10 protein-coding genes, 1 pseudogene and 1 CRISPR repeat array are annotated in these 13,206 nt (G+C 25.3%); all 11 genes and pseudogenes read right to left on the bottom strand.

What is annotated here, in order from left to right; all coding sequences use genetic code 11:
* Positions 1-204 precede the first annotated feature (204 nt).
* Positions 205-1,470 (bottom strand): annotated as a pseudogene (locus tag MARPI_RS11380) (IS256 family transposase).
* Positions 1,471-1,713: 243 nt separating this feature from the next.
* Positions 1,714-2,546: a CRISPR direct-repeat array (repeat unit 30 nt; unit sequence ATTTCAATTCCTTATAGGTACTGTAGAAAG).
* Between the two features lie 160 nt (positions 2,547-2,706).
* Complete coding sequence (gene cas2 / locus MARPI_RS01385; protein WP_014295803.1) at positions 2,707-2,967, bottom strand: CRISPR-associated endonuclease Cas2; 261 nt, start codon at positions 2,965-2,967, stop codon at positions 2,707-2,709.
* 2 nt (positions 2,968-2,969) lie between these two features.
* Positions 2,970-3,965: a type I-B CRISPR-associated endonuclease Cas1b gene (gene cas1b, locus MARPI_RS01380; RefSeq protein ID WP_014295802.1), complete on the bottom strand. Its 996-nt coding sequence runs from the start codon at positions 3,963-3,965 to the stop codon at positions 2,970-2,972.
* Between the two features lie 4 nt (positions 3,966-3,969).
* Entirely contained in the window at positions 3,970-4,473 is a 504-nt protein-coding gene (gene cas4 / locus MARPI_RS01375; RefSeq protein ID WP_014295801.1) for a CRISPR-associated protein Cas4, read from the bottom strand.
* An 82-nt stretch (positions 4,474-4,555) separates the two neighbouring features.
* The gene (locus MARPI_RS01370) at positions 4,556-6,907 is read right to left on the bottom strand and encodes a CRISPR-associated helicase/endonuclease Cas3 (RefSeq protein ID WP_014295800.1); all 2,352 of its coding nucleotides are present in this window, start codon (positions 6,905-6,907) and stop codon (positions 4,556-4,558) included.
* Between the two features lie 50 nt (positions 6,908-6,957).
* On the bottom strand, positions 6,958-7,614 hold the full coding sequence (gene cas5b / locus MARPI_RS01365) for a type I-B CRISPR-associated protein Cas5b (RefSeq protein WP_014295799.1): 657 nt from the start codon (positions 7,612-7,614) through the stop codon (positions 6,958-6,960).
* Between the two features lie 2 nt (positions 7,615-7,616).
* The gene (gene cas7i, locus MARPI_RS01360) at positions 7,617-8,669 is read right to left on the bottom strand and encodes a type I-B CRISPR-associated protein Cas7/Cst2/DevR (protein WP_014295798.1); all 1,053 of its coding nucleotides are present in this window, start codon (positions 8,667-8,669) and stop codon (positions 7,617-7,619) included.
* 12 nt (positions 8,670-8,681) lie between these two features.
* The gene (locus MARPI_RS01355; RefSeq protein ID WP_014295797.1) at positions 8,682-10,061 is read right to left on the bottom strand and encodes a Cas8a1 family CRISPR/Cas system-associated protein; all 1,380 of its coding nucleotides are present in this window, start codon (positions 10,059-10,061) and stop codon (positions 8,682-8,684) included.
* 95 nt (positions 10,062-10,156) lie between these two features.
* Entirely contained in the window at positions 10,157-10,921 is a 765-nt protein-coding gene (cas6, locus tag MARPI_RS01350) for a CRISPR-associated endoribonuclease Cas6 (protein ID WP_014295796.1), read from the bottom strand.
* A 406-nt stretch (positions 10,922-11,327) separates the two neighbouring features.
* Entirely contained in the window at positions 11,328-11,918 is a 591-nt protein-coding gene (locus MARPI_RS01345) for a hypothetical protein (RefSeq protein ID WP_014295795.1), read from the bottom strand.
* A gap of 42 nt (positions 11,919-11,960) precedes the next feature.
* Positions 11,961-13,205, bottom strand: coding sequence for a hypothetical protein (locus tag MARPI_RS01340; RefSeq protein ID WP_014295794.1), 1,245 nt, complete (start codon positions 13,203-13,205; stop codon positions 11,961-11,963).
* Between the last annotated feature and the right edge of the window lies 1 nt (position 13,206).

Genomic DNA, 13,206 nt, shown 5'->3' with positions numbered 1-13,206 from the left:
ATTCAATACTTTGTGAAATCAAAATATTAGAGTTATAATTTTTAATGAGATATTAAAAATTGTTTGAATAATTTTTTTAATAATCTTTTTGTTTTTTAAGAAGCTAATTTTTGAGTTTTCACTCCTTTTGCACAATTTAGTGCAATCTTTTAAGAAATATTCACTTTTCAAAGTTTAATATATACAGAATTTTGAATTTTCTTTTTAATCGTTTGTTCTGTAAATAGGCACTCTATCATCTCCAAAATATATTCTTAACTCATTTAATATTTGTCCCCAATCCCTAATTCTTGTAGTCCATTTTTCCGTTATTCTCATTGCTGCAAAATATATTGCTTTTATCAATGAGTCATCTGTTGGAAATACGCTTTTGTTTTTGGTTATTTTTCTAAATTGTCTATGAACATTTTCTATTGGATTGGTTGTGTATATCAGCCTTCTTATTGGTTCTGAATATTTAAAATAGGCTGATAATTTATCCCAATTATTTTCCATATTTGTACTGCCAAGGGGTGAGTTTCGCCCCATTTTTTTTCGAAATCTTCAAGTGCAGCTTCAGCAGCTTCAAGACTTGGAGCTTGATATATAGGTTTTAAATCCTTAACAACAGCTTTTCTATGCTTATGAGGGACATATTTAAATGTATTTCTCAATTGATGGACAATACACATTTGAACTTCAGCATTAGGGAAAGCGGTATGGATTGCATCAACAAAACCATTTAACCCATCAACAGAAGCGATTAAAATATCTTTTAACACCTCTGGCTTTTAAATCATTCAAGACATTCATCCAGAATCTTGAGGATTCAGTTTTTTCTATGTATATACCAAGGATATCCTTATATCCATCAAGATTAATACCTATGACGTTATATATAGCCTTTCTTTTAACAACACCATCTTCTTTTACTGAATAAAATGAAGCGTCCAGATATACAATAGCATATATCTCTTCCAAAGGTCTATTTCTCCAATCATTTATTAAAGGCATTACAGAATTAGTAATCATACTGATTTTCTCTGGAGAAACTTCCACATCATATATTTCTTTAATATGGTCTCTAATATCCCTGACACTTAATCCTTTTGAATATAGCGATAATACCAAATCCTCAATAACAGAAATATGTCTTTGTCTCTTTTTAACAATTTGTGGTTCAAATTCTCCATTCCTATCCCTTGGAACTGTTAATTCCATCTCACCATTTTTAGTTATTACAGTTTTTTTAGAATAACCATTTCGATAATTATCGTTATCCTCAGGTTTTCTGGAATACTTTTCATATCCAAGTTCATAATCCATTTCTGCTTTCAACATTTCTTCAAGCATTATTTTTACAAGCTTTTTGCTTATATCCTCAACATCATTCCAATCCTTAATTCCATTTTCTTTTATATATTGTTTTATGAAATTCCTATCCACATTGCCAAGAATCTGTTCATTTTCCTCTTTTCTTTTTCTCGGCATTACTATCCCCCCATGTAACCTTTTTTTCAAAATCCCCTTTCTCTTTCACCACACTACTGGGCTTCTTTTTTTCACATATTCATTCTTTTTATTTTTCTATTTTTTTATTTACACACTTTTTATTATACTACCGCTTAAAATGCTATTTTTTTAGGTTAAACTCAGGCTGTCCACTAATTTGGGGTAAGTGCATAGGTACTGTAGAAAGTTAAATTTGCTTCTAAGTTTAAATTTTCAATTTCTATTTCAATTCCTTATAGGTACTGTAGAAAGTATTGTTGGAACTTGATTCATTAAATCATCATCTTGATTTCAATTCCTTATAGGTACTGTAGAAAGTGTTTCCTCTATTTCATCCAAAACAGCTGGATTTTATTTCAATTCCTTATAGGTACTGTAGAAAGTGGGAAAAATTGAAAATCATAAAATTATTTTGAAGTGAGGATTTCAATTCCTTATAGGTACTGTAGAAAGTCAAATAACATGATTAAACAACCTCCTTAATTGGTATATTTCAATTCCTTATAGGTACTGTAGAAAGCATCAATTCCACTCCCTCACTAACAACTGTATAACCGATTTCAATTCCTTATAGGTACTGTAGAAAGTTATTTAAAAAGCTCATGTTTGAAGCTGTTGAAATATTATTTCAATTCCTTATAGGTACTGTAGAAAGCATGCATTAGATACCAATAAAAAAGTTCTTAAAAAATTATTTCAATTCCTTATAGGTACTGTAGAAAGAAGAATTTAAAAAAGCATATCAATTTAGATTAACAGAATTTCAATTCCTTATAGGTACTGTAGAAAGGTAAGAAGTTATATATTTTATCTTTTCCTATCCATCATTTCAATTCCTTATAGGTACTGTAGAAAGTTAATTCCACCATAAGTAACGCTATCATGAGACTGATTTCAATTCCTTATAGGTACTGTAGAAAGCGGAGAAAACGAACAAACAACTTCAATTATAGCATCGATTTCAATTCCTTATAGGTACTGTAGAAAGCATAGAAGAAAGACGACGTAATTGTTGAATTATTAAGATTTCAATTCCTTATAGGTACTGTAGAAAGAGTAATTTTTTTATAGTTTCTTAATTAATATAATTATTATAGATGAATTATATCATATTTTTTTATTTAATTTTCTATTTGTCATTTTTTTTTACAAAAACGAAATTAAAATTTCGGTCTAATTCCTGTATTTTACTGATTATTCCATATCGACAGAATCTTATATAAATTTATTATTTTCTTTTTTATCAATTCCTATTACTTCTCTTTTACTATAATTCATACTTCTAAATTCATATATTATTATAGAATCGTTATCTTTAACCTTTGTTTTTAATTCATATTTTAGTTTTTCCAGATTTGCTTTTGTAATTTCACCCTCAAAAACTGAATTTTGCACCCAAGTTAAATATTTTCGACATACTTTCAAAAATTTTGATACTCTTTTTTCATTTGCATCATAATATAATATTACAAACATATTTACCACTCCATTACAAAAGGTTTGTATTCTTCTTCTCCAATTAAGTGTTTTTCAAGTTTATATAATTCTATTTTTATTAGATATCTATAGCTTACTCTTTTATTTAATTTATAATGTTTTATTGTTTGTTTTAATCTTTCTTCTAATTTTTCAAGAAATTTTTGTTTTCCTTTGTTGTTCAAAAAGACTCCACTTATTCCAGTTTCAAAATGTTTTTCGTTTATTATTTTTTTATTTATGACATTAAATATTGTTCTGTCTCCTATTACTGGTTTAAATATTTCTGCTATATCAAGATTTAATGTGAATCTTCTAAAATTTGTAGTATGTAAATAACCTATCCTTGGGTCAAGATGAGTTGTATATATTTCTTTTAAAATCATATTATATATTATAGAATTAGAAAAACTTATCAATGCGTTTATTCTATCTTCAGGAGGTCTTTTGCTTCTTTTGGAAAATTCAAAAGCTTCATTTTCTATAATTATTTTAAATGTTTTATAATACTCTTTTTTTATTTCTGCTTCAATTGTCATAATTTCTTTAATTTTCGATTTCTTTTCTAATTTCATTAAAAGAGATTCTATCTTCTTTATATATTCCTCAAGATTTTTTTCTCTACGATTATAATATTTTAAAATTTTTAAGGAGTTTTTTGTTGCTCCTATTACAAAACTTTTTGCAAGTTTGCTTCTTTTTATTTCATTTATATAATGTTCAGCTTGTTTTAAAATCATATATCCCGAATTATAATGCTCTCGAGGATAATAACTTCCCATATAATATCCATAATAATTATAAAATGAAACTATTATTTCCTTTTGACTTAAAAATTCAAGCGTTTTTTTAGTAATATTTACTTCTCCAAAAATCAATATTTCTTTTAAATTTTCAATAGGTATGTATCTTTTTTTGTTGTCAGAAGTTATAAAAACTATTGAATTATCTTTTCTTTTTAATTCGCCACTACTAAATATATATATGGTCTCTTTCATTTTTTCATCCCCAACAAAAATTTTGATATGAACAAGTTTTACAATACTTTATTTTTTCTGGCATTGGAGGTAATTCTTTATTAATTATGGTTATAATTTCTTCTTCTATTTTCTCTAATTCTTTTTCTTTTTCTTCTGTTAATTCAATTTTTATAATCTTTTTTTCAACGGGAATTCTTATTTCCGCATATTGAATATCAATTTTCCCTTTTAATTTTTTTAGATAAAATAGTAATTGATATTCTGCGCTTTTTATATTTTTAGAGGATTTTTTTACTTCAGCAACTATTGTTTTTCCATTTTCTTTTTTTATGAAGTCTATTATTCCGCCATCAATTTTAATTTCTTTCTTCGTATTTTGATAACTTTTTTCTGCTATAAATCTTCCTATTTCTATAAACATATTATCTTGCTCACCAATCAATTGATGAGCAAGTAGCCATGTTTGTCTTTTACAGATAAAATATGATTGTATTAAACTGCCATATATTTTTATTTTATTTTTCAAATAAAATCATACTCCCTTGATTTTTTCTGTTTTGATAAAATCGTTTATTTGTGAAAAGACTAATTTCATATTTAATATTAAACTATATAAAATTTATATCATGTTTTATTTCTTCATATTCATTTATAAGACCAACTTCCGAATTATATTTGCATTTAATAATATAAAAAGAATGTTTTTTTAATATTTTTTCATCTTCAGACAAAACCAACTCTCTTTTTTCAATTTTCCCTTCTTTTATATACTTATAAAAAAAATTTCTATTTATATTTACCAAGAGTTTCTCAGCTTCAATAAAATTATATAATTCCATAAGATTAATATATTTTGAATAATAACAAGCAGGTAAAACTTTAATATTTGTAAATTTACTATAATAAAATTCCTCTGTTTCTTTTGTATCCGAAAATGGCTGAAGACTTTTTAATGAATTTCTGAATAAAGAAACAGTATCTTCAAATTCTTTTTTCTCAAAATCGTTCCAATTTGGATAAACTTCATCAATCAAATTACCAATGTTTTTTTCACAAAGTATATCTACATCATTAAGAACTTCTAAAGTTTTTTCTATTTTATTAATAGGATAAATATAGTGATCATACTCTCCACCCTTTCTACAAATATAAACAGGTGCTGGTTTCTTTTTAGAATTTCTATTAACTCTTCCAAATCTTTGTAATAACGCATCGATAGGAGCTGGTTCAGTAATCATAACATCATAATCTATATCAAGACTTACTTCAATTGTTTGAGTACCTATAAGAATTTTAGTTTTTTGGTTGTAAATAGCTTTTTCTTTATCATTCCTATCATGTTGATTAAATCTTCCATGAATAAGTACAATTTCATTATCAGAACAAATATTCATATCTCTAACTTTCATATAAACTTTTTGCGATTGTTCAACTGTATTACAAACTAAAATAATTTTATTGTGATTATTTATTATTTTACGGAAATTACTATCAATAAAATCAAATATATTTTTATCAACTATTTTTATTTTATGTCTTTTCAATTTTTCAACAAATTTTTTATCAGCAGTAATAATATTATCAATATTCAATCGCTCAGCAAGGATATTTTGCATAAAAGTAGGAATTGTAGCTGTCATTATCATAACATCACATAAAAAATCCTTTTTTAAAACCTCAAGCATTACAACAATTTGTGCAAATGTAACTATATCATAAGCATGTATTTCATCAAAAATAAGTTTTGCACCAGAGAAAAAAACAAAGCCCTTTTCAAAACCTTTAACTCCATAGAAATACTTTAAAAGTTGAAAAGGTGTACACACAATTAGGGGGGAAAGTAAATTTTTATATTGTTTTATAATCTTTTTTATTTTTTTATTTCTAATAGAATTTTCATTTTTAGTAATACCTTCTTCAAAATAAATTGAAATATAATGAGATATATTACCATGCAAAATACCTATTATATTTGATATTTTTGAAGCACTTCTATCCATATTTTTTATTAATCTCTTATGCATTGCATTTATTGATGCTGTATAAGGCAAAACATAAAATACCCTACCCTGTTTATTTTCAAGTTGTGTTTTTACCCATCCTATAGCAGATTCAGTTTTACCTGAACCTGTAGGTGCAATTAACAAGCATGAACCTTTAATAGAAAAACACTTCTTTTGATGATCATAAAATTCTATCTTTCTTTTCATTTCATCTAAAAAAACAAAATGTTTTTCTTCAAACATATAGATTTCTATGATTTTCGCAGATCCAAGATGATCACAAATTTTTAAACTTCCCCATAATAAAAGATGCTGTAAATATTCTTCTTTATTATATTTTTCTAAATTATATGCAAACTCCTCAATAGGATTTCTTATATTATTAATTTTGATTTTCTCGTTTTTTAATTGAACTGATATATGGTATTTTTTCGCAAGTTCGTCGAATTTTTTTATATAAAAATCAATTACTTTTTTATCAAAGTTATACTTTAGATTTCCTTCATAATCTTGCGGATGAAATTTCGTTTTATTTTTCCAATTAAGTTCATATTCATATTCCAGATCTTCTTTGCTTTTAAGATAATTATATTTTAGTTCATAAAACGACTTATGATGAGATAATATAACTTTTTTTATAAGTTTTATATATCTTTCATCCAGATTAAGTTTATCTATAAATGGTATTGAATAAATCTCATGTCTTTGTTTTGTCCATAAATTTTTTTCTCCTTTTATATACTTTTGAAATTCTTTATGAATTTTTCCAAAATCATGAAAAAAAATTGTAGAAAAAAGAATATCCCAAAAATTATCGAGTTTAGTTATTTTGGGTAATAATGGTAACATTCTTTTTAAATTATTTAATATTACAATATTATCTTCAATATGTTCTAAAAGAGTTGTTCCGTCAGATTTTGCTAATATCAAATTTTCATTTGATTTGACTGATTTCATATCAAATACCTCACTTTTATAATATCGCCTATATGTGCAAGCGATGTTATTTATGGTTCTTGCCAGTAAACATCCCAATCTATTTTTAATTTTTTGTCATAATCTGAAAAACCCAAAGCATGTATTGTAATTTCTTCCTGCTTATAATTCCAGTCTAAAATACAATATGGTTGAGTTCCTATATTCTTTCTTGGAATAGTATTTGAAAAATATTTAGGTAAAGCATGGATAACTCCTGGCATTATACCATATTTTAAAGGTATAATTGTTCCTTTCAAATTTTTTAAATTATTTTTTTCTTCAATTTCTATTTCATCAATATTTTTAACTGTCGCCAAATCACTTGAGCGGCCCAATAATAATTGATATTTTGGTTTTAAAAAGTATCCAGCAATAACTTTACTATCTGTATATAAAAACAATTCAGCTTCTACTAAAAACTCTCTTTTTATGACATTCGATTTTATATTTTTAAGAGATTTTTCCATTTGATATATGGTTTCAAGATCTATATTTTTTGATTTAGCTCTAAAAACATATCCTATCTTCTCTTTTTGAGGTATAAAATAATCTCCTTTTGCAGATGAGATAAGTCCATTTATTGTTGAAAACGGTGGTACTAATAAAGTTGGTTGAAAACCACTGATTAAATTAGGATATCTAAATGATGCTGTCCAACTTGAAATATAGATTCTATATACTTTCATAATTACTCTCCTAAATCAATAGTTTTTACAAATTTATCTATTATTTTATTAACTGATCCATATTCTATAAGATTTTCTTCTTTTAATTTTATCAAATCACTTTCAATTTCGTCCATAAATCCTTTCCTTTTTCCAACAAATATTTTATTATCAAATTTATCTTGATAATCATTTATTACTTCTTTAAGTGCATCTACAGAAAATACAGCTTTACCCATTTCTTCTTTTGCAAGATGAGAAAATGGATGATTGCCTGATTTTAAAATAGCAAGAACAATTATTTTAGGTGTAACATCTGCAAAATTTGTAGTTTGTTTTGCTCCTCCAGATAAATATTTTAAAGCTAAGATGACATCTTTAACTCTTTGCTCTCTAATTTCTTTTGGAAGTCTTATAAGTTTTAATGGATTACCATTGATATCTTTTGCAAATGGATCATCAATTTCAAAAACACCTTCTTTTTCAAGATACAACTGCCTCATATCTTCATTTATATTTTGAAAACCTGTTTTATTCATGGAAGAAAAAGTACCAACCATATCCAGATCTATTGAAAACATTCCTTTCATTATTGCACAATATTCATCTTTTCCATATGGAACAGCATCTCCCTCATGCCTGGACATCGAAGACCAATGCTGAACTATCGGATTATAAGAAACAGCAATTAAAGCTGAATTTTTTAAAGGAGATACTCTGGTTAAAGTTACATTTATTGATTTTGATTTTCCTGTTTTTGTATCAATAATATTTTTTTTCCCCGCTCTCATATATCCAAAAATATCATCATCAGCATATTTTAATGGATCGGCTTCAGTATAAGCTATCTTTTTTTCTCTTATAATAGGAGATATTTGCCAATTAAAATTTCTCATTAATGTTTCGCGCCACCAATATCTCCATGCTTGACCAGAAACATATGGATATTCTTTCCCATCTTTTCTTATTTTTTTAGTCATAACTGCATTATCTAAAGTTGTAGAAGTATCATTACCTGCATTGTTTAATGCTGCAACATCCACATCAATAAGCATAAATCCTTGAATTGTATTCATTTTACCCCTCCTTTAAAATTCTATTAATTCATCTTCAGGCTCTTCTAAATTACTTTCTTCTACATCAATATTTTTTATATTTTCTTCATGTAATAATTCATAAAGATAAATAAGTAATATATCTCTTATTTCACTCCAATATTGCCCATCAGGGAAAAGATAATTAACATATTCATCTAAAGTAATCAGTGGTTTTTCTTCTCCATTAATATAATGTTTTTTAATTAATGTAATGATTATAGCTCTTAATTGAAAAGCTTTGTTTGCTCCTTCAATCATAGTAAGATATTTTTTAAAATTGTTTTCTTTACGTGAAATTTCTATTATAGATTTACCAAGTCGCTTAATTAACTCAATTTGCTTAAGATCCATATTTTTTACCTCCTTCAAATAATAATCTAAAATTAAAGAACTAACTTCTTTCTTTTTTAAAAAGTTTTCTCTATAAAATTTTTTTAAAATTCCTATTAATGATTTTCCCTCTAATAAATATTCAATAACCATATTTTTTTCATCTTGATAATAATCTTTTGTAATTTTACCTTCTTTTTCTGAAACCCATTCAAATGTAGTATAATCCCAAGTAGCTTTAGACACCTTATAATATCGTTTAATAAAAACGAACCAATCTTTTCTGCAATATCGCAAAACTTTACTTATAAATCTAAATACAGGATTAGGTAAAATATAAATTTCGCAATTGGGATTAGCTCCAAAATTTGTAAAATAAAAAAGTTGTAAATATTCATTTTTAGCTTCAAATTCATTTATTAATTCTGATGCCATTTCAAATAAAGCATTTTTAGGATTATTTAATTTTGATTTTAATATTCCTTCAGAAATATTTTTAGAATAATTATCAAGATTTTTCTTTATTACCTTTTCTATCCAGTATTCTTTTATCTTTTCACTATGAACATGTAGAAGTGCTAAATTTTTTCTCATTTGCAATACAGCAAGTGGTAAGAAAAAAAGTTTTGTAATACAATCATTACATAACAAAATTCCATTTTCATGTCCATGATGAAAATTTACAAATTTACCAGATCCAGATAATGGAAAAGTTTCTCTCCCAACTTTAAAATTTTTTCCTTTTTTTCCGCAAATACGGCAATAGCCACTCGCGTCAGAAAAGCTCCCACTATTTAATATATTTTCAAAATATTTTTTTACGTTTTCTTTTGCTTTTTTTTGCTTTTCGAGAGAACCCCGTTTGGAATTATGAGTAATATTAGAATTAAGTTGAAGCGAATCAATTTTACCATTCCATTTATATATAAAAATTTCTGCAGCAAAATCTATCAAATCGATTATATTTTTTTCTGGGAACTGATTTTTCAGATATTCTAAAACAACTCCGCCAGCGTCTACAAATGGATCACCTGTAACCATTTCATAAAACCTCCTAACAAATTTCTTAATTATAAAATTAGATATAATTAAAAGAAATATCTTCATTTATTTTATAAAAAGATATGGTTACTTTTTTACTCACGCAACACTTCAAACATTCCAAACCCCTGTGAATTTTTGCTTCCTAACCCCACATCATATAAAAATTTTATTATTTTCGGATCTCCTTTCATTTTATAATTTCCCATCCAACCTTCAATAATATATTTTTTATCTCCAAGGCCATAATATACGATTTTTTTATATTTATTTTCATTAAATAACGGTATAATTTTTATTGATTCTTTAAGTTCTTTATTATAAAAAGCTTCCCATTTATGTTTAAGATTTAGATTTATTAACTCTTCAAATTCTGCAGAAAATGGAGAATAATAAATAGTTTTCTTTTTATTATTTATTATTTCTGTTTTATGAACTTCTAAAGGAGTTAACATCTTTATATTTATTATATTTTTTTCGGTGTAAAATGATCCTAATGATATTACACTTGAAAGATATAGTATATTTTCCCCTAGGCTAAAACGATCTTTCTCAAAAAGATTATTCAATATATCTTCTAATATTTCATTTATAGGAGATGAAATATAAAAGCTTATTTTATTTCCAAAGTTGAAAATTTTCATTTTTTTATAGTATTTCCCTCTTTCTAATATTGAGGAAAATGTGAAAAAACGATATACTCTTTTACTAAAACTTTCAAAGCCATTTTCGTGAATAAATTTTCTTAGTTTTTGAGAAAACATGTTATATATTAACGCTTGAATATATTTATTAAAACCAATAGGTAAAATAATATTATTATCTGAAATAAATTCTACTTTAATTCTTATATATTCCACCACCTTAAATAAAATTAATTTATCATCTGATATATTAATAAAATGTAAAAAAATAGAAAGAGACCATATAAAGGTCTCTTTATTTTAGAAAATCTATTGATTTTTTGTTAATTCTTTTTACCATAATTAACATCTCCATCCCCCGTAGTTTCTACTAATATTATAACTCTTTTTCTAATTATTGTCAAGTTTTTGTTAAATTACTAATTCTCCAGAAGTTCCACAGATATTCCGGTCATTTTTTATATAATAATTTTAAGGAATCAAGTTTTTTATTATTTGAATTACAAAAATCTATAGTAGTAAAAAGCCCTTTATTATATTACAATATGTTTCAAATTTTTCTAAAAATACAGCATGTCCAGATTCTTAATAAAAAATCCAACCAATTTTCTGGCTGGATTTTTTACTGTTCAATGTTTATAAACCCAATAATTTCAAATAATTTTATTAGGAAAATTAAGGTTAGGTTTAAGACAAATAATATAATTAATAAATTTAGAATAATTACATCGTCTATTACAAATTTTGCCAATAATAGATAAGAAAAGGTAAGTACGACAGCTTCTACTGATATTAATTTTATTGCTATGGAAAGTTCTTTTGATAAAGTTATATCATATAAATTTTTATAGGCTATTCTTTCTAATATTAAAGAGATTAGATAAATAAAAAAGGATAAAGAAATGACAAAGAAATAATTTCTTATGCTTTCAAGTAAAGAGTATCTTAGGGTGAATAGAGAATCAAAATTGTTAGCAAGACCTGGATAATTTTTGAAAATCATAATTATGCTTTGTGGAACAAAGAAACTAATTAGAGAATAAAATAAAAATAGTGATATTACAAAATAATAAAATGTTTTTTTGTTATTTGTTTTTTCGCTAAGTAAATAAATACCGATGAATTGAAGGATAATTCCTATGGTATTTAATTCATTGATAAACATAAGGATTATACCAATTCCTAAAAAATAACGTTCTTTTTTTAAATGCATTTTACCATCCCCCATATTAATAGTTTATTCCATGTAATTTAATTATTTATTTTGATTAATTCCAACATATACAGTTACTTTTCTTTCGATTACACTTTCATTTGTTTTTACAGTATAAATTAATTGATATTTTCCTGGAATTGATAAAGTTACAGGACGATCGTAAGGTGAGAGGTAATATACTATAGCCTTTCCACCAGCATTTATGTATATTCTCCTTTTGTCGGAATTTTCATAGTTGAATACAACTGTGTTTTTATCAAGATTAATGAGTCTTAACGAATATCCCGTAATTTCAATAAATCTTTCTTTTTTTAAATCTTTGTTATTGATGTAAAATATTCCCTGAAATTTTTCATTTACTGGATAAAAGAGATAAGTATCCATTGACAGACTTATGTTTTTTAATTTTGTTTCAATTTTATCTGTAATTGGGAATGGAATATATACAGCCTGATTAAATTGTTTTGAAACGAAATATAGATCATATGTTCCCTTTTCTATTCTTGGTATATTAAAATCATTTACTTTTTTCTCAAGAGATTTTAATGTTAAATAACCAAAATCTACAGGAATTTCTTTTATTAATTTCTTTTTTTTGGTATATATTTGAATTGTTCCTTTAAATTCAAATTGTCTGGTTTCTTCAGAATAGTTTCTTGCCTCTATGATGAGTTGAGGATACTCATTTTCAAGGAAGAAGCCTTTTTTTAGATAGACATTATATCTAACTGTATGTATATAATCTATTTCTTTGTGCAATTTTATTTCTTTTCCATTTGAATTAAATGTGGAATATATTATGTATTTACCGTCAGGAATTTTTGAAAGAGGGTTTATATTCATTAGATCAAATATTTTTTTTGTTTCATATGGCGATAATTGATATTTTATTATTTTTGGATATTCGAATTTATAGAATGTTTCGCTTGAATCTCCTGTTATTTTGTAGATTATAAATTTAAATGAATCAATTTTTACATCTATTGGAGATGTTGTACTATTGTTCATTGAAACAGAAATTGTTAAAGGATCTGGATATGTGTATTTGTCTGATGAGAATATTGAATAAGAAATTTTGTCAACTAAAACATAAAATCCGAAATTATATCGAGGAAAATATTTTTTTGAAATGAATATAAAAGCTATTGCGAGTATTGAAATAAAGATAATAAGCATATTGTTTATTTTTTGTCTTCTTTTTTGAATTTGACGCAATTTATCTTTTTTTGCTTTTTCCTCATCTAATTTTTTCCATTCTTCAGGACTTTTTGAATAATAACCCATT

This window comes from Marinitoga piezophila KA3, assembly GCF_000255135.1.
Taxonomy (GTDB): domain Bacteria; phylum Thermotogota; class Thermotogae; order Petrotogales; family Petrotogaceae; genus Marinitoga; species Marinitoga piezophila.
This window is presented reverse-complemented; position numbering and strand designations above follow the sequence as displayed.

Coding starts and splice junctions, on each gene's coding strand:
- cas2 (WP_014295803.1), bottom strand. CDS start 2,967: ATGTTTGTAATATTATATTATGATGCAAATGAAAAAAGAGTATCAAAA.
- cas1b (WP_014295802.1), bottom strand. CDS start 3,965: ATGAAAGAGACCATATATATATTTAGTAGTGGCGAATTAAAAAGAAAA.
- MARPI_RS01370 (WP_014295800.1), bottom strand. CDS start 6,907: ATGAAATCAGTCAAATCAAATGAAAATTTGATATTAGCAAAATCTGAC.
- cas5b (WP_014295799.1), bottom strand. CDS start 7,614: ATGAAAGTATATAGAATCTATATTTCAAGTTGGACAGCATCATTTAGA.
- cas7i (WP_014295798.1), bottom strand. CDS start 8,669: ATGAATACAATTCAAGGATTTATGCTTATTGATGTGGATGTTGCAGCA.
- MARPI_RS01355 (WP_014295797.1), bottom strand. CDS start 10,061: ATGGTTACAGGTGATCCATTTGTAGACGCTGGCGGAGTTGTTTTAGAA.
- MARPI_RS01345 (WP_014295795.1), bottom strand. CDS start 11,918: ATGCATTTAAAAAAAGAACGTTATTTTTTAGGAATTGGTATAATCCTT.
- MARPI_RS01340 (WP_014295794.1), bottom strand. CDS start 13,205: ATGGGTTATTATTCAAAAAGTCCTGAAGAATGGAAAAAATTAGATGAG.